This is a genomic window from Lysobacter sp. 5GHs7-4, assembly GCF_021284765.1.
Classification (GTDB): domain Bacteria; phylum Pseudomonadota; class Gammaproteobacteria; order Xanthomonadales; family Xanthomonadaceae; genus Lysobacter.
Window position 1 is genome coordinate 3,389,842 of sequence record NZ_CP089924.1, and the last position, 16,495, is coordinate 3,406,336.

Below are 16,495 nucleotides of genomic sequence, written 5' to 3' on the forward strand. Positions count from 1 at the left end.
TCAGCGCGGCGTGGGCGGCGCCGGTTCGGCCTTGGCCGGCGCGACCGATTCGGCCGCCTCCATCGCCGCCTGCGCGGCATCCGGCGCGATCGCGCGCTCGGTGGATGCCGCGGCGGTGCCGCCGTCGATCTTCTTCACCACCGCGTCGATGCGTCGCAGCACCGAGGCGGTCATCTCACGGCGCATTTCGCGCTGCAGCACTTCGCGCTCGCCTTCGGTACCCAGCGAGTTGACCGGGTTGGAGACGTAATCGCGCGCGAGCTCGACGGTCTGGCGCGGCACCATGGCGGTGCCGTCGGCGCGACGCAGCTCGAAGATCACCGCGTAGCGCAGGCTGTATTCCTGGGTGCGGCCGAGTTCGTCCAGCGCGACCGGGGTGTCGCCCCAGCGCTCGGACAGCAGGTCCAGCACTGCCGCCGATTCGGTTTCCGGCGTGGCCGGTACCGCACCCGCGCGGCTCAAGGCCATGGCCAGCGATTCGGCCAGCGGACTGTAGCGGTCCACCGACACCACGCGCACCGGGCCGAGGTCCGGCGGCAGCGTCAGCGCGCTGCGCAATTGGAAACCGCAAGCCGACAAGGCCAGCACGAGGGCAGCCGCAGCGGCGGCGATGAACGGACGACGGGTCATGCGCGAAGTCTGGACGAGGCGGCGGCGGGCAGCAATAGCTGGGGCTGAACGGCGGTGGCAGCGAAAAGCGAATCCCCCTCAATCCCCCTTTTCCAAAGGGGGAGGCGCATGGCGCTGAAGTGGCCGCGCGCGTCGCATCCGCTGCTCTCCTCTTTTTCGAGTAGGAGGAGGCGCGTCGAACCCGCGGGTCTTCCCCCTTTGGAAAAGGGGGATCGAGGGGGATTTGTCGCGGCCTCAGGCCGCGACGATGTTGACGATCTTGCCCGGCACCACGATCACCTTGCGCACGCTCAGGCCTTCCAGGTACTTGAGCACGTTCGGTTCGGCCAGGGCCAGGCGTTCGGCTTCTTCCTTGGCGACGTTGACCGCGACCTCGATGGTGCCGCGCAGCTTGCCGTTGACCTGCACCGCCAGCGTCACCGCGTCGCGCTGCAGGGCCGAGCCGTCGGCCTGCGGGAAGCTCAAGTCTTCCAGCAGGGTTTCGGCGTGGCCCAGCGCCTGCCACAGGGCGTGGCTGGCGTGCGGGGTGATCGGATTGAGCAGCAGCACCGCCGCTTCCAGCGCTTCCTGGCGCAGGGCGCGGCCGTTGCCGCTGGCGTCGTCGAACTTGGACAGATGGTTCAGCAGTTCCATCACCGCGGCGATCGCGGTGTTGAAGCTGTGGCGGCGGCCGTAGTCGTCGCCGACCTTCTGGATGGTCTCGTGCAGCTGCCGGCGCAGGGTCTTCTGCGCGGCGTCCAGCGTGGCCAGGTCCAGCGCCGGCGCAGGGCCGTCGGCGGCGTGCTTGTGCACCATCGCCCACAGGCGGCGCAGGAAGCGCGCCATGCCTTCGACGCCGGCCTCGTTCCATTCCAGCGACTGTTCCGGCGGCGCGGCGAACATCGAGAACAGGCGCACGGTGTCGGCGCCGAACTTGCCCACCATCAGCTGCGGATCGACGCCGTTGTTCTTCGACTTCGACATCTTCTCGGTGCCGCCGATATGCACCGGCGCGCCGTCCGATTTCAGCGTCGCGCCGACGATGCGGCCGCGCTCGTCGCGTGCGACTTCGACGTCGGCGGGATTGATCCAGTCCTTGCCGCCATCTTCCAGGTCGCGATAGAAGGTCTCGGCGATCACCATGCCCTGAGTCATCAGGTTGGTCGCCGGCTCGTCGCTGGTCACCAGGCCCTGATCGCGCATGAGCTTGTGATAGAAGCGGAAGTACATCAGGTGCAGGATCGCGTGCTCGATACCGCCGATGTACTGGTCCACCGGGGTCCAGTACTTGGCGCGCTCGTCGACCTGCTGGGCGGCGCCCGGCGAGGTGTAGCGCGCGTAGTACCAGCTCGACTCCATGAAGGTGTCGAAGGTGTCGGTCTCGCGCTCGGCCGCGCCGCCGCAGCTCGGGCACACGGTCTTGCGCCACTCGGGATCGGCCTTGATCGGCGACTGCACGCCGCTGAACGCGACGTCCTCGGGCAGCACCACCGGCAGTTGGTCCTCCGGCACCGGCACGTCGCCGCAACTGGGGCACAGGATCACCGGAATCGGGCAGCCCCAATAGCGCTGGCGGCTCACGCCCCAATCGCGCAAGCGGTAATTGACCCGGCGCACCACCCGGCCGTCGGCACCGTACTGGGCCGCAATCGCGTCCAGCGCCTGCTGGAAATCCAGGCCGTCGAACTCGCCCGAATTCACCAGCCAGCCGCGCTCGTTGTAGGCGGCCTCCTCGAAGATGCGGCGCTGGAATTCCTCCACCACCTGCACCGCGGCGCCGGTGTCGTAGACGTCGACCGCGCCGGCCTCGCCCAGCGCGCTGCGCATCGGGTCGTCGTGGCGGGCGACGTGGCGGCCGATCTCGTCCAGCGCGTCGCGCACTTCGTCGGGCACGATCACCATCTTGATCGGCAGCTGGTAGCGCAGGGCGAACTCGTGATCGCGCTGATCGTGGCCGGGCACCGCCATCACCGCGCCGGTGCCGTAGTTCATCAGCACGAAGTTGGCCACGTACACCGGCAGTTCCTCGCCGGTGACCGGATGCAGCGCGCGCAGGCCGGTGTCCATGCCGCGCTTTTCCTGCGTCTCCAGCTCGGCCTCGGTGACGCCGCCGCGCTTGAGGTCGGCCAGGAACGCGGCCAGGTCGGGATCGGTTTCGGCGGCCTGCAGCGCCAGCGGATGCTCGCCGGCGATCGACACGAAGGTCACGCCCATCAGGGTGTCGGGACGGGTGGTGAACACGGTCAGCGGCTCGACCGCATGCCCGGCCTCGTCGCGCACGTCGAAGCGGATTTCCAGGCCTTCGCTGCGGCCGATCCAGTTGCGCTGCATGGTCTTGACCGCTTCCGGCCAGCCCGGCAGCGCGTCCAGGCCGTCCAGCAGTTCCTGCGCGTAGGCGGTGATCTTGAGGAACCACTGCGGGATCTCGCGCTTTTCCACCAGCGCGCCGGTGCGCCAGCCGCGGCCGTCGATCACCTGCTCGTTGGCCAGCACGGTCTGATCGACCGGGTCCCAGTTGACCACCGAGTTCTTGCGGTAGGCCAGGCCCTGCTTCATCAGGCGCACGAACATGCGCTGCTCGTGCACGTAGTAGTCCGGACGGCAGGTCGCGAACTCGCGCGACCAGTCGATCGCGTAGCCCATGGTCTTGAGCTGCGCCTTCATGTGTTCGATGTTGGCGTAGGTCCACTTGGCCGGCGCGGTCTTGTTCTTGATCGCGGCGTTCTCGGCCGGCAGGCCGAACGCGTCCCAGCCCATCGGCTGCAACACGTTGTAGCCGGTCATGCGCTTGTAGCGGCTGATCACGTCGCCGATGGTGTAGTTGCGCACGTGGCCCATGTGCAGCGCGCCGGAGGGATACGGCAGCATCGACAGGCAGTAGTACTTGGGCTTGTCGGAATGCTCGCCGACCTCGAAGGCGCGGGTGCCGTCCCAAAAGCGCTGGGCGGCGACCTCCACGGACTTGGGGTCGAAGGCGTTGCTGTCGATGGGGGCTTGGGCGGCGTCGCTGGACACAGGCGGCTGGCAGGGCTAAGGAAGACCGGAAAGCCTACCGCAGTGCACAAAAGGCCGCCATGGCGGCGGCCCCGTTACGGTGAATACGCGCCGGAAGCCGCTGTTTACGGGCGTTCGACGCCGTCGCGCGGCCTTCCCAGGGGCAAGCCTGGGTGCTCGGCAGCGGCGCCAGGCCCGTCCGCGCCCCCGTTCGGGGCGCGGTGCACGGGCCTCGCGCGCGTGGCAACGCTGCGCGCGCCGCGACCGGCCGTGACGGCCGCGGCGCGCGTTCAAGCCGACTTAAGGGCTCAGCGCTTGGTGCATACCCAACCGACCACCTTGCCCTCGGCGTCGCGCACCGGCGTCGCCTTCTGCCCGATCGGGCACAGCAGCAACGGCTGGGTGGCTGCGTCGACCGGGGTCGGCACCGACGACAGGGCGATGAAGGCGAGGAGCAGACAGAACGTCAGTTTCATGGACGAACTCCTGTTGATTTCCGCAAAGGTTCGCTTGCATGCTGCGGCGGCCCATTCCCGGACCGCGCGGGCGATTGTCGCCGCATTCGGACCGACATGTGCGAAGTCAGTCGCATTTTTTGCCGGTGCGCCAGCGTATGGCGCACCGATTACTTCACGTGCACAGCCGGAATCCATCATGACTCGTCCGTCCGCCGCCGTATCGTTCGTCCTCGCCGCCCTGCTCGCTCCGCCCGCCCTGGCCGCCGAAGCGCCGACCGCGCTGCACTGCGGCAAGCTGTTCGATGCGCGCAGCGGCCAGTTGCTCGATGCCCGTACGGTGGTGGTGCGAGAAGGCAAGGTGGCCGAGGTGCTGCCGGGCCGCGCCGACGTGGCCGGCGCGCAGGCGATCGATCTCAGCGGCCACACCTGCACGCCGGGCTGGACCGACCTGCACGTGCATCTGGCTTCGCAGTCCAGCCCGCAGAGCTATTCCGAAGGCTTCCGCCTCGACGACGTCGATTTCGCGTTCCGCTCGGTCGGTTTCGCCAAGAAGACCCTGCTGGCCGGCTTCACCAGCGTGCGCGACCTCGGCGGCGAAGTCAGTCCGCACCTGCGCGATGCGATCAACCAGGGTCTGGTCGACGGACCACGGATCTGGGCCGCGGGCAAGTCGATCGCGACCACCGGCGGCCACGCCGATCCCACCAATGGCTACAACGACGCGCTGTCGCACCTGATCGGCCCGCCCGGCCCCACCGAGGGCGTGATCAATTCGATCGAGGACGCGCGCCAGGCCGTGCGCCAGCGCTACAAGGAAGGCAGCGACGTGATCAAGATCACCGCCACCGGCGGCGTGCTGTCCTACGCCAAGTCCGGCGACGCACCGCAGTTCACCGTCGAGGAAGTGAAGGCCATCGTCGACACCGCCAAGGACTACGGCTATCGCGTGGCCGCGCACGCGCACGGCGAGGAAGGCATGAAGCGCGCGGTGCTGGGCGGCGTCACCAGCATCGAACACGGCACCTACATGAGCCCGGAAGTGATGTCGCTGATGAAGCAGAAGGGCACCTGGTACGTACCGACCATTTACGCCGGCCGCTTCGTCGCCGACAAGGCCAAGATCGACGGCTACTTCCCCGAAGTGGTGCGCCCCAAGGCCGCGCGCATCGGCGCGCAGATCCAGGACACCGCCGGCCGCGCCTACCGCGGCGGGGTCAAGATCGCGTTCGGCACCGACATGGGCGTGGGCCCGCACGGCGACAACGCGCGCGAGTTCCTCTACATGGTCGAAGCCGGCATCCCGGCCGCGACCGCGCTGCAGGCCGCGACCATCCGCGCCGCCGAGGTGCTGGGCGTGGACGACCAGGGCGTGATCGAAGCCGGCAAGCGCGCCGACATCGTCGCCGTGCCGGGCGACCCGATCGCCGACATCAATGCGGTGATGAAGGTCGACTTCGTGATGAAGGACGGCAAGGTCTACCGCCAGCCGGGCGCCACGAACTGAGCCTTGCGCCCGATGACGCCGGTGGCGGCATGCGCGCCGCCGGCGCGGCGCGAATCCGCCGCGGCATCGCCGATGCCGCGTCCGCAGCAGCCGGCCATGCAGGAGCGCCGCGATGGATCTGGAATGGATGGGCTACGTGGCCGCGACCCTGACCACGCTGTCGTTCGTGCCGCAGGCGGTGAAGACCATCCGCAGCCGCGACACCCGCGGCATTTCGCTGGGCATGTACGTGGTGTTCACCATCGGCGTGGGCTTCTGGTTCGGCTACGGCCTGGCCTTGCGCTCGTGGCCGATGATCGTGTCCAACACCATCACCTTCGCGTTGGCGGCGACCATCCTGGTGCTGAAGATCAAGCACGGCTGAGGCGCGCACGCCTCGGTCGGCACGCTCCGATCAGCGCACCGCCGCCCGCGCGCGCGCCGCGATTAGCCACCAGCCCAGCCACGCCACGAACGCCGCACGCTGCGCCAGGCCTGCCGGCATCAGCGACGGCAGCACCAGCGCCAGCAGCAGCACCGCCACCGCCGCGATCAGGCTGGCCTGACTGAGCGTGCGCAGCTCCGGTCGCGCGCGGTTGCGGCTGCCCACCGAGATCGCCAGCGCGCCGGCGGCGAAGGCCAGCCACCACAGCAGCCATACGGTCGCATGCAGGCGGCTGGCCGCGGCATCGAAGTCCTGCGTGTCCAACGGCAGCAGTCCCTGCGCGGCGAACGCCAGCGCCGACAGCAGCACCAGCTGCGCGCCCACGCGCACGCTCCAGCGCGTGCCGGCCAGCGCTTCGCGCAAGCCCAGCGCCACCGCGGCGGCGAGCAGGCCCGGCAGCACGAAGGCGAACAGGTTGAACCACAGCGCATGCGGCGCGCCTGCGCCGCCCAGCCACGCCACCGGATGGCGCGTGTGCGTGTAGCCGTCGAGCGCGGCGCCGTAACAGGCCACGGCCAGCACGAACGACAGCAGGGCCGCGGCCGCGGCGATGAATTTCCAGGACTTCACAGCGACTCCCATACGAATACGTCCTCCACGCCGACGCCGAACGCGCGCGCGATCCGGAACGCCAGTTCCAGCGACGGCGCGTAGCGTCCGGCCTCCAACGCGATGATGGTCTGGCGGGTCACGCCGCAGGCATCGGCCAACGCCTGCTGGGTCATCTCGTCGCGCTCGAAACGCAGGCGGCGGATGCGGTTCTGGATCGGGGTGGCGACCATGCGCGCGCTCAGTGCCGGTCGCGCCAGTAGTAGACCGCACTGGCCGCGTACTCGCACAGCCAGCACGCCATCAGCGCGGCCACCAGCAGGCTGGAGATCATCGCCGGCGTCGCCCAGTCCAGGCGCGAGGCCGGGCTGAAACCCAGCGTCACCGCCAGGCCGATCGTGCCGAACATCAGCGCGCCATGGCCCCAGTCGGCGGCGTGGCGCGCGATCTCGCGGTCGCGCTCGTCCTCTTCCACCGCGCCCTTCCAGCGCGAACGCAACAGCTGCGACAGCACCGCCCAGGCGATCAGCAGCAGCACCAGCTTGCGCCCGACCGCGCCGGCCTCGGGATTGCGCCAGACCTCGGCGCCCTGGAACACCTGCACCTTGGCCAGGTAATACGCCACCGCGACCGCCATGAAGCCCAGCCCGATCCAGGCCCGCCACTCGCCCAGCGCGGCGCGGCCCTCGAACTCGGAACGCGGCACCCGCTGCAGCGTCCACAGCGACACCCAGGCGGTGGTGACCAGCAGGGCCACACCGACCTTGCCGCCGTCGAACCCCAGCAGCGCCGACGGGCTGGCGATCAGCAGCCACAACGACAGTCCCGCCACCGCCAGCAAACCGGCCAAGCCCCAACCTCGCGTCATCATGGTGTCTTCCCCGCCAGACAATATGTACGCTGCACGTTACATTGCGATTCGGGCATGTCAAGTATTTTTTACATGACTTGGATTCCCCACCCGCCGGTACCATGTCCGGCTGATCGTTTACGCAGGACCGCCCATGCCCGCTTCCGCCCCGCAGCCGCACGTCTTCGACGCCACCACCGACCGTTTCGAGACCGAGGTGCTGCAGCGCTCGCTGCAGACGCCGATGCTGATCGACTTCTGGGCCGAGTGGTGCGAGCCCTGCAAGACCCTGGGCCCAGTACTGGAAAAGCTGGCCGCCGAGTACAACGGCGCCTTCGTGCTGGCCAAGGTCGACGTGGAGGCCGAGCAGCAACTGGCCGGCATGTTCCAGATCCGTTCGATCCCCACCGTCTACCTGGTCAAGGACGGGCAGATCGTGGACGGCTTCCCGGGTGCGCTGCCGGAAGGCCAGTTGCGCGAATTCCTCAGCCACCACGGCATCCAACCGGCCGCCGCCGCGGAAGAGCCCGCGACCGAAGAGGCCGCGCCCGCGCTGGACCCGCACGCCGAAGTGCTGCGCCTGCGCGCCGAAGTCGCCGCCGAGCCCGAACAGGACGAGCGCAAGCTGGAACTCGCGCTGGCCCTGCTTCGCACCGGCGCCGCGCACGAAGCCGAACAACTGCTGGACGCGCTGCCCGCCAACCTGGCCACCGACGACCGCACCCTGCGCGCCCGCGCGCGCCTGGGCTTCGCCGCCCTGCTCAAGGACGCGCCCGCACCGGAAGTGCTGAGCGCGGCGATCGCCGCCGACGAGGGCGATCTGCGCGCACGCCACCTGCTGGGCGCGCACCGCCTGGTCGCCGGCGATTCGGAGGCCGCACTGGAGCAGTTCATCGAAATGCTACGCCGCGACCGCGCTTACCAGGACGGCCTGCCGCGCAAGACCCTGATCGACGCCTTCCGCGTGGTCGAGGACGAGGACCTGGTCGGCCGTTACCGCCGCAAGATGTCGTCGCTGCTGTTCTAAGCCCATCGCAAGGCACGGCGGCGGGCATGCACGCGCTCGCCGCCCTTGACTATACGCATGCGTATGGCAGGCTGAGCACCCCGCCCGCCGCGATCGCGCATGAAAGCCAGCACCCTCCAACTCGGCCTCAACCTGTGGCCGCCGTTCCTGTTCAGCGGCATCCGGGTGCGCGAGATCGCGCCCGACTACCGCCATGCCCGGGTCGAGCTGCGCATGCGCCCGTGGAACCGCAACTACGTCGGCACCCACTTCGGCGGCAGCCTGTTCTCGATGACCGATCCGTTCTGGATGCTGCTCACGCTCAACGCGTTGGGGCGCGATTACATCGTCTGGGACAAGGCCGGCACGATCGAGTTCGTCAAGCCCGGACGCGGCACGGTGCACGCGCGCTTCGCGCTGGACGAGCAGGTGCTGGCGCAATTGCGCGCGGCCACCGCCGGCGGCGACAAGACCCTGCACTGGTTCGACACCGACGTGACCGATGCCGCCGGCGATGTGGTCGCACGCGTGCGCAAGCAGCTGTATGTGCGCCGCAAGCCCGGCCGCGACTGACGTCTTCACATCGCGCGCGGCGGCGATCACGTCGATGTGAAGACCGGCAACGGTCGGTTTATGACGCAACGCGGCCAATTACGACACACTTTCGACACGGTGCAGGCACACGACCCGATCGCGCCTGTCGCCTTGCGCCTGCAACGAGGCACAATAGGCGTGCGCGACAATGGATGGCGCGTCTTCACGCAGTTTGCGTGATGTAAGTGTGGCAAGTCCCGGCACGCATCGGCGTATGCTGGGCACTCGCGACAGGGGGCCGCGATGTCCAGGACTACACAAAATCCGCACGAGAACACAGCGCCTCTGCCGGAGATCGCCGGCTATCGCCTGCGCCGCGTGATCAACCACGGCGGCATGTCGACCGTGTACCTGGGCGAGCAGATCGCGCTGGCGCGCGAAGTCGCGATCAAGGTCATGCTGCCGCTGGCGCTGTCGGACGAAGTCAGCCGCCGCCGTTTCGAAAACGAAGTGCGCACCATCGCGCGCCTGGAACACCCCAACGTCGTGGTCATCCACGAAGTCGGCCGCACCCGCGAAGGCCTGCCCTACTACGCCATGCCGTACCTGGCGCGCGGCCACCTCGGCCAGCGCGATCTGAGCAAGGACGAGCCGCGCGCGATCTCGATCATGGAAACGCTGTTGTCGGCGCTGGACTACGCGCACGCGCGCGGCGTCGTGCATCGCGACGTCAAGGCCGAGAACGTGCTGTTCGACGATGCCGAACGCCCGCTGCTGGCCGACTTCGGCATCGCCCTGCGCCGCGGCTTCGGCCCGCGCGTGACCGCGGCCGGACTGGCCGTGGGCAGCACCGCCTATATGGCGCCGGAACAGGCGCGCGGCGAAGACGTGGACGGCCGCGCCGATCTCTACAGCCTGGGCGTGCTGGGCTGGGAAATGCTGACCGGCCGCCTGCCCTTCGAAGCGGCCGACGCGCTGTCGATGGCGGTGATGCACGCGCAGGATCCGATTCCGAAACTGCCGCAGCACCTGCGTCATTGGCAGCGCTTCATGAACCGCGCGCTGGCCAAACAACCCGGCCAGCGTTTCCAGGACGCGGCCGAAATGACCGAGGCGCTGGCCGACCTGCAGCGCAATGGCATGGTGCACAAACTCAAGCGGCTGGTGCCGCGCGCGAGCCGCCTGCGCCAGTGGGCGATGCCGCTGTGGGCCGGCCTGGCCGTGGCCGCGGTGGCCGTGGTCGCGATCGGCTTCGGCCTCAGCAACGCCCAGGACGACGAATTCTTCCGCGTCGAACGCGCCGCCGCGGCATCCACCGCCGCGCCCGCCGCCGCGGTCGACGACCCCACCGACGCCATGCTGGCGCCGCTGCCGGAAGCGCCGCTGCAACGCTCGCTGGAAGAAGCGCGGCGCTACATCCGCCAGGGCAAGCTGACCGCGCCGGCCGACGGCAACGCCTACAACAGCCTGCTGACCGCCTGGCACGCCGACAGCACCAGCCCCGACGTGCGCGCGGGCGTGACCGAACTCACCCACGCGCTCGGCGACCAGATCGCCGCCGCAGTGCGCGAGCGCAACGATCAGCGCGTGCGCGAACAGTTGCTCAACGCGACCACCCTGGCGCAGCAGACCGGCAGCGCCGACTCGGCCGCGATGGGCGCGTTGCGCGAGCAGGCCGCGACCGCGCTGCAGGCGCGCATCGAACTGGACGCCAAGCGCAACGACCGCGAGGACGCGCAGCGCTCGGCCGCGCTGGCGGCCGAACTCGGCCTGCCCAAGGCCACCAGCGCGCGCCTGATCGCCCAGGCCCGCGCGATCGGCGGCCTGCGCCCCGGCGAAACCGTCGCCGTCGGCAGCGTCACCCAGGACAACAGCCGCGTCACCGTGGCGCTGAGCCCGCGCCCGGTCAGCCGCGCCGAGTACGCGCGCTTCGCCAGCGCCAGCAACCGCAGCCCGGCCCTGTGCCGCGAACGCGCCTCGCTGCTGCGCGTGCTGTCGCCGCGCAACTGGCAATCGCCGGGCTTCACCCAGGCCGACGGCGAACCGGTGGTCTGCGTATCGCAAGCCGACGCCGAGGCCTACGCGCAGTGGTACAGCCAGCAGACCGGCCGCCACTACCGCCTGCCCAGCGCCGCCGAAGCCGAGAACCTCAACGACACCCCCGGCCGCGCCCTGTCGATGTGGCTGCGCGACTGCGGCCGCGACTGCCAGCAGCGCAAGGCCAATGGCGCCTCCTGGCGCAGCAGCCAGACCCAGCGCCCGCTGTCCGCCGCCCGCGGCTACGACGACGTCGGCTTCCGCCTGGTGCGCGAGCGCTGACGCGCGAACGAAACTAGGTACGGCTGCCACCGCACACTACGACCTGCCCGCAGGATGCGGTGAGCCAAAGGCGAAGCGCATCGCCGCGCGGCCCCGACGGATGACGAAGGTGCGGTTTCCACCGCACCCTACAACCCTCCCGTAGGATGCGGTGAGCCGAAGCCGAACCGCATCGCCGCACCCCGTGGCCGCCTGCGTCACCGCACGCCGCCTGACCGCCGCCATCGTCCCTCCGCCGCCCGGCCCCGCGCTCGCCTACAATCTGGCGCCATGCGCATGTCCAACCTGCAACGCCTGTTCCTCACCGGTCTGCTGACCCTGCTGCCGATCTGGCTGACCTGGGTCGTGGTCAAGTTCGTCTTCGTGCTGCTGTCCGACACCAGCCGGCCGCTGATCGACCCGCTGCTGGCCAACCTGGCCGCGACCAATCCGCAGGCGCTGGGCTGGCTGACCGAGCGCTGGTTCGCCACCGCGCTGGCGCTGGCCGCGACGCTGGGCGTGATCCTGTTGTCGGGCGTGATGGCGCGGCGCGTGTTCGGCCAGACCTTGCTGCGCGGCTTCGAATCGCTGATCAAGCGCATCCCGCTGGCCAGCACCATCTACTCCAGCGCGCGGCAGTTGCTCGACATCCTGCAGACCAAGCCCGACGGCACCCAGCGCGTGGTCCTGATCGACTTCCCGCACACCGAGATGAAGTCGATCGGCTTCGTCACCCGCGTGCTCAAGGAACAGGGCACGGGCCGCGAACTGGCGGCGGTGTACGTGCCGACCACGCCCAACCCGACCTCGGGCTATCTGGAAATCGTGCCGGTGGAGAAGATCACGCCCACCGACTGGAGCGTCGATCAGGCGATGAGCTTCATCATCTCCGGCGGCGCGGTATCGCCCGAGACGATTCCCTTCTCCGTTCCCGTCGTCAACGACACCCAGCCCGCGAACTGACCTCATGACCCTGCACGGACGCACGCCCGCTTCGCTGTTTCGCCGCATCGCCCTGGCGCTGTTCGCCGCGGCTTTGACCCTGCCCGCCGCCGCGACCGAATCGGTCGCGCTGCTGCCGCAGACGATCAAGCTCGACGACGGCCGCAGCTTCAAGCTCACCCTGCCGGCCAATCTCGAAGTCGTGCCGGTGGCGCAGGGCTACAAGCGCATCCGCTTCTTCGCACGCAGCCCCGACGGCCGCATCTTCCTCACCGACATGCGCGATCTCAGCGACAATCGCAAAGGCCGTGTGCTGATCCTGGACGGCTGGGACGAGAAGAAGGCCAAATTCGCGCGCATCACGCCCTACCTGACCGACCAGCGCAATCCCAACAACCTCGCCTTCTACACCGACAAGCAGGGCCAGCAGTGGCTGTACCTGGCGCTGACCGACAAGCTGGTGCGCTACCGCTACCGCGCCGGCGACCTCGCGCCCAGCTCGCCGCCGCAGACGCTGGCGACCTACCCGGACTACGGCCTGAGCTACAAGTACGGCGGCTGGCACCTGACCCGCACGGTCGCGTTCGCCAACAACGGCAAGATGTACGTGTCCGTCGGCAGCAGCTGCAACGCCTGCATCGAGAAGGAGCCGGTGCGCGCGACGGTGATGGAATACAACCCCGATGGCAGCGGCGCGCGCGTGTACGCGCGCGGCCTGCGCAACGCGGTCGGCCTGATCGCCCATGACGACCGATTGATCGCGACCAACCAGGGTTCCGATCACCTGGGCCTGGACAAGCCCGACGAGACCTTCTTCAAACTCACCGACGGCGCCGACTACGGCTGGCCGCACTGCTACCACAGCCGCGGCAAGGTCTACGCCGATCCGAAGTTCCCGCGTCCGGCCGGCTGCGCCAAGGTGCCGCGCCCGTTCGGCTGGTTCCCCGCGCATGCCTCGGCCTTGGGCGTGGACTGGTTCCCGGCCGGCGACGCCATCCTGTCCGGCCAATACGTGGTCGCCCTGCACGGTTCGACCAACGCCAAGATCGGCCACGGCTACAAGCTGGTGCGCGTCAACGCCGACGGCAGCAACGGCGGCGACCTGATCACCGGTTTCCTCGACGGCGGCAAGGTCAACGGACGGCCCTGCGGCGTGCTGCGCATGGGCCGCGACGCGTTCCTGTTCACCGACGACAAGTACGGCGTCATCTACTACGTGAGACCGAAACGATGACCACCGCTCCGGCCGGCATCATCACCAAGACGCTGGAAGATCGCGCGCTGCGCTTGTTCATCGTCTTGTCGGCGTTCTTCTGCGTGAACGCCGTGCTGGCCGAGTTCATCGGGGTCAAGATCTTCGCGCTGGAGGACACGCTCGGCATCGCGCCGCTGCAGTGGAACCTGTTCGGCCAGAGCGGCTCGCTGAGCTTCACCGCCGGCACCTTGCTGTGGCCGGTGGTGTTCCTGATGACCGACGTCATCAACGAGTTCTTCGGTCGCCGCGGCGTGCGCACCATCTCCTGGCTGGCCGCGCTGCTGATCGTGTACGGCTTCGTGTTCGCGTTCGCGGCGATCTCGCTGGCGCCGGCGGGCTGGTGGGTGAAGGCCGCCGAATCGCAGGGCGTGGCCGATTACCAGGCGGCGTTCGCAGCGGTGTTCGGCCAGGGCCTGTGGACCATCGCCGGTTCGCTGGTGGCCTTCATGCTGGGCCAGCTGATCGACGTGGCGGTGTTCCACCGCATCCGCAACGCCACCGGCGAGAAGCACATCTGGCTGCGCGCGACCGGCTCCACCGCGGTGTCGCAGCTGGTGGACAGCTTCGTGGTGCTGTACATCGCCTTCGTGCTGGGGCCGCAGCAGTGGCCGACCTCGCTGTTCCTGGCGGTCAGCACGGTCAACTACGCCTACAAGATGCTGGCCGCGATCGCGATGATTCCGCTGATCTACCTGGTGCGCGCGGCGATCGTGCGCTATCTGGGCGCGGCGCGCGCGCAGCAGTTGCGGGATGAAGCGGCGGGGTGAGGGGCAGCGCTTGCGAGCCACTGGCTCGCGCTGCACCGAACGCCCGACCGCTATGCGGTCGGGCCGGGGCGCCGGTTGAAGTCGGCGGTGATGACGCCAGCTGTTAGCCGCTCACCCCCGCTTGCGGGAGAGGCGTTGGCGTGAGGGGATGAGCGCGCAGCGCGAATGCTCTCGATCTGTAGCGCAAGCCCCACCATCCGTGACTTCCGACCGGGGCGGCCGCCCGGGCGCTCGGCCATGCTGGGGGACTCATCGCTTCGGGGAACCCGTAATGACCTTGCGTCCGCTCGCTCTCGCACTCGCCCTGACGGTCGCCGCCGCGACCGCCGCCCCCGGCTACGCCGCCGAAGCGCCCAAGGCCGCCGTCGCCGACACCGCCAAGGCCGCCAAGCTCACCGCCCTGTACGCGCAGTACTGGGAAGAAGTGCTCAAGCTCAACCCGGTCCAGGCCACGTTCCAGGGCGACAACCGCTACAACGACCAGCTGCCCGACTTCGGCACCGCGCAATACCGCAAGGAATCGCACGACTTCACCGTGCGCTGGCTCAAGACCGTGCAGGACATCGGCCCGGCCGGCCTGCAGGGCCAGGATCTGCTGAGCTACGAAACCTTCGTGCGCGACTCCAAGAGCTCGCTGGATTCCGAGCAGTTCCCCGACTGGATGATGCCGATCAACCAGATGGGCTCCATGGCCAGCTTCGCCGTGCAGATGGGCTCGGGCACCGGCCCGCAGCCGTTCAAGACCGTCCAGGACTACGACAACTGGCTGGCGCGCGGCAACAAGCTGCCGGTGCTGTTCGACACCGCCATCGACAACATGCGCCAGGGCATGAAGGCCGGCGTGGTGCAGCCCAAGGCGCTGATGATCAAGGTCATCCCGCAGTTGGACGCGCTGATCAAGGATAAGCCGGAAGAGACGCTGTTCTGGGGTCCGATCACCAGCCTGCCCAAGGAGTTCTCCGACGCCGACAAGCAGCGCCTGACCGCGGCCTACCGCGAGATGATCGCCGTGCGCCTGATGCCGGCCTACAAGAAGCTGCGCACCTTCATCAACGACGAGTACCTGCCCGCCACCCGCGACAGCGTCGGCATCGACAAGCTACCCAACGGTCAGGCCTGGTATGCGTTCAACGCGCGCCAGCGCACCACCACCGACCTCAGCCCGGCGCAGATCCATCAGATCGGCCTGGACGAAGTCGCGCGCATCCACGGCGAAATCCGCAAGGTGATGACGCAGGTCGGCTTCAAGGGTTCGCTGCAGGACTTCTTCAAGTTCATGCAGAACGATCCGCGCTTCGGCTTCAAGAGCGAGGACGCGCTGCTGGCGCACTACCGCGCGCTGGAAGCCAAGATCAACCAGAAGATCCCGCAGCAGTTCTCGCTGGTGCCCAAGGCGCCGTTCGAGATCCGCGCGGTCGAGCCTTTCCGCGCCCAGTCCGCGGCCGGCGGCGAATACCGCAGCCCCAGCGAGGACGGCAGCCGTCCGGGCGTGTTCTACGTCAACACCTACGACCTGCCCACGCGCAAGACCTGGGACGCCGAGGACCTGTACCTGCACGAGGCGATTCCGGGCCACCACTTCCAGCTCGCGTTGCAGCAGGAGCTGACCGGTATTCCGGCGTTCCGCCGCTTCGGTGGCGAAACCGCCTTCATCGAAGGCTGGGGCCTGTATGCCGAATCGCTGGGTAAGGATCTGGGCGTGTACACCGATCCCTACAACTACTTCGGCTACCTGCAGAACGAGCTGTGGCGCGCGATCCGTCTGGTCACCGACACCGGCCTGCACAGCAAGGGCTGGACCCGCGAGCAGGTGATCAAGTACATGCTCGACAACTCCGCCGAAAGCGAAACCCAGTCCACCGCCGAGGCCGAGCGCTACATCGCCTGGCCGGGTCAGGCGCTGGCGTACAAGATCGGCGAGCTGAAGATCCAGGAACTGCGCCGCAAGGCCGAAAAGGAACTGGGCACGAAGTTCGACGTGCGCGAGTTCCACGCCGAAGTGCTGAAGGACGGCTCGGTGGCGCTGGACGTGCTGGAGCAGAAGATCGACCGCTGGATCGCCAGCAAGAAGGGCTGATCGCCGCGCAGGGCGACGTAGAAAAAGCCGGGCTTGCCCGGCTTTTTCTTTGGCTGGGCGCGCGGGATCGGTCCGGACCGTGGCTCGGTCGAGCGGGTGCGGCGATATCCGGCCCGGATCGATTCGTCCCTACCGCGCGCCGGACGCGGCGGTGCGACCGCGTTCCGTGGTCGCTACGCGTCCGCTGGGCCCCGTATCGATAGCGGACCGGCGCACCGCTCAGGCGCG

The 16,495-nt window shown here is 68.8% G+C and carries 15 protein-coding genes; 9 read left to right on the forward strand and 6 right to left on the reverse strand.

The window, feature by feature from the left end; all coding sequences use genetic code 11:
• The 3 genes from lptE to LVB77_RS15365 form a co-directional block, all read right to left on the reverse strand.
• Positions 1–630, reverse strand: coding sequence for an LPS assembly lipoprotein LptE (lptE, locus tag LVB77_RS15355; protein WP_232906958.1), 630 nt, complete (start codon positions 628–630; stop codon positions 1–3).
• Between the two features lie 234 nt (positions 631–864).
• Positions 865–3,624: a leucine--tRNA ligase gene (gene leuS, locus LVB77_RS15360; protein WP_232906959.1), complete on the reverse strand. Its 2,760-nt coding sequence runs from the start codon at positions 3,622–3,624 to the stop codon at positions 865–867.
• A gap of 287 nt (positions 3,625–3,911) precedes the next feature.
• A complete protein-coding gene (locus tag LVB77_RS15365) occupies positions 3,912–4,079 on the reverse strand; it encodes a hypothetical protein (RefSeq protein WP_232906960.1) in 168 nt (55 codons plus the stop codon).
• Positions 4,080–4,257: 178 nt separating this feature from the next.
• Between LVB77_RS15365 and LVB77_RS15370 the strand changes: the two genes are divergently transcribed.
• Positions 4,258–5,565 carry an amidohydrolase family protein gene (locus tag LVB77_RS15370; RefSeq protein WP_232906961.1) on the forward strand — a complete coding sequence of 436 codons (1,308 nt, stop codon included), beginning with the start codon at positions 4,258–4,260 and terminating at the stop codon, positions 5,563–5,565.
• Positions 5,566–5,677: 112 nt separating this feature from the next.
• A complete protein-coding gene (locus LVB77_RS15375) occupies positions 5,678–5,929 on the forward strand; it encodes a SemiSWEET transporter (RefSeq protein ID WP_232906962.1) in 252 nt (83 codons plus the stop codon).
• A gap of 30 nt (positions 5,930–5,959) precedes the next feature.
• Here the strand turns inward: LVB77_RS15375 and LVB77_RS15380 are convergent, their stop codons facing one another.
• From LVB77_RS15380 to LVB77_RS15390, 3 genes are read right to left on the reverse strand one after another with little or no spacing between them, the layout of a single operon-like run.
• Positions 5,960–6,559 carry a DUF998 domain-containing protein gene (locus tag LVB77_RS15380; RefSeq protein WP_232906963.1) on the reverse strand — a complete coding sequence of 200 codons (600 nt, stop codon included), beginning with the start codon at positions 6,557–6,559 and terminating at the stop codon, positions 5,960–5,962.
• On the reverse strand, positions 6,556–6,756 hold the full coding sequence (locus LVB77_RS15385; RefSeq protein WP_232910313.1) for a helix-turn-helix transcriptional regulator: 201 nt from the start codon (positions 6,754–6,756) through the stop codon (positions 6,556–6,558). Before LVB77_RS15385 ends, LVB77_RS15380 begins: the two co-directional genes overlap by 4 nt.
• A gap of 23 nt (positions 6,757–6,779) precedes the next feature.
• Positions 6,780–7,409 (reverse strand): hypothetical protein, encoded by a 630-nt coding sequence (locus LVB77_RS15390; RefSeq protein WP_232906964.1) that lies wholly within the window; start codon positions 7,407–7,409, stop codon positions 6,780–6,782.
• Between the two features lie 133 nt (positions 7,410–7,542).
• Between LVB77_RS15390 and LVB77_RS15395 the strand changes: the two genes are divergently transcribed.
• The 7 genes from LVB77_RS15395 to LVB77_RS15425 all read left to right on the forward strand — a co-directional run bounded on the left by LVB77_RS15395 (position 7,543) and on the right by LVB77_RS15425 (position 16,267).
• Positions 7,543–8,415 (forward strand): co-chaperone YbbN, encoded by an 873-nt coding sequence (locus LVB77_RS15395; RefSeq protein WP_232906965.1) that lies wholly within the window; start codon positions 7,543–7,545, stop codon positions 8,413–8,415.
• Positions 8,416–8,514: 99 nt separating this feature from the next.
• On the forward strand, positions 8,515–8,967 hold the full coding sequence (locus LVB77_RS15400) for a DUF4442 domain-containing protein (protein ID WP_232906966.1): 453 nt from the start codon (positions 8,515–8,517) through the stop codon (positions 8,965–8,967).
• A 264-nt stretch (positions 8,968–9,231) separates the two neighbouring features.
• The gene (locus tag LVB77_RS15405) at positions 9,232–11,247 is read left to right on the forward strand and encodes a bifunctional serine/threonine-protein kinase/formylglycine-generating enzyme family protein (RefSeq protein WP_232906967.1); all 2,016 of its coding nucleotides are present in this window, start codon (positions 9,232–9,234) and stop codon (positions 11,245–11,247) included.
• Positions 11,248–11,517: 270 nt separating this feature from the next.
• Positions 11,518–12,189 (forward strand): DUF502 domain-containing protein, encoded by a 672-nt coding sequence (locus tag LVB77_RS15410; protein WP_232906968.1) that lies wholly within the window; start codon positions 11,518–11,520, stop codon positions 12,187–12,189.
• Between the two features lie 4 nt (positions 12,190–12,193).
• Positions 12,194–13,402, forward strand: a complete 1,209-nt coding sequence (locus LVB77_RS15415) for a PQQ-dependent sugar dehydrogenase (RefSeq protein WP_232906969.1) — start codon at positions 12,194–12,196, stop codon at positions 13,400–13,402.
• Positions 13,399–14,190 (forward strand): queuosine precursor transporter, encoded by a 792-nt coding sequence (locus LVB77_RS15420; protein ID WP_232906970.1) that lies wholly within the window; start codon positions 13,399–13,401, stop codon positions 14,188–14,190. The genes LVB77_RS15415 and LVB77_RS15420 overlap by 4 nt, the downstream gene beginning before the upstream one ends.
• A gap of 271 nt (positions 14,191–14,461) precedes the next feature.
• On the forward strand, positions 14,462–16,267 hold the full coding sequence (locus LVB77_RS15425) for a DUF885 family protein (protein ID WP_232906971.1): 1,806 nt from the start codon (positions 14,462–14,464) through the stop codon (positions 16,265–16,267).
• Positions 16,268–16,495: the final 228 nt, after the last annotated feature.

Coding starts and splice junctions, on each gene's coding strand:
- lptE (WP_232906958.1), bottom strand. CDS start 630: ATGACCCGTCGTCCGTTCATCGCCGCCGCTGCGGCTGCCCTCGTGCTG.
- LVB77_RS15365 (WP_232906960.1), bottom strand. CDS start 4,079: ATGAAACTGACGTTCTGTCTGCTCCTCGCCTTCATCGCCCTGTCGTCG.
- LVB77_RS15370 (WP_232906961.1), top strand. CDS start 4,258: ATGACTCGTCCGTCCGCCGCCGTATCGTTCGTCCTCGCCGCCCTGCTC.
- LVB77_RS15375 (WP_232906962.1), top strand. CDS start 5,678: ATGGATCTGGAATGGATGGGCTACGTGGCCGCGACCCTGACCACGCTG.
- LVB77_RS15390 (WP_232906964.1), bottom strand. CDS start 7,409: ATGATGACGCGAGGTTGGGGCTTGGCCGGTTTGCTGGCGGTGGCGGGA.
- LVB77_RS15395 (WP_232906965.1), top strand. CDS start 7,543: ATGCCCGCTTCCGCCCCGCAGCCGCACGTCTTCGACGCCACCACCGAC.
- LVB77_RS15400 (WP_232906966.1), top strand. CDS start 8,515: ATGAAAGCCAGCACCCTCCAACTCGGCCTCAACCTGTGGCCGCCGTTC.
- LVB77_RS15405 (WP_232906967.1), top strand. CDS start 9,232: ATGTCCAGGACTACACAAAATCCGCACGAGAACACAGCGCCTCTGCCG.
- LVB77_RS15410 (WP_232906968.1), top strand. CDS start 11,518: ATGCGCATGTCCAACCTGCAACGCCTGTTCCTCACCGGTCTGCTGACC.
- LVB77_RS15415 (WP_232906969.1), top strand. CDS start 12,194: ATGACCCTGCACGGACGCACGCCCGCTTCGCTGTTTCGCCGCATCGCC.
- LVB77_RS15420 (WP_232906970.1), top strand. CDS start 13,399: ATGACCACCGCTCCGGCCGGCATCATCACCAAGACGCTGGAAGATCGC.
- LVB77_RS15425 (WP_232906971.1), top strand. CDS start 14,462: ATGACCTTGCGTCCGCTCGCTCTCGCACTCGCCCTGACGGTCGCCGCC.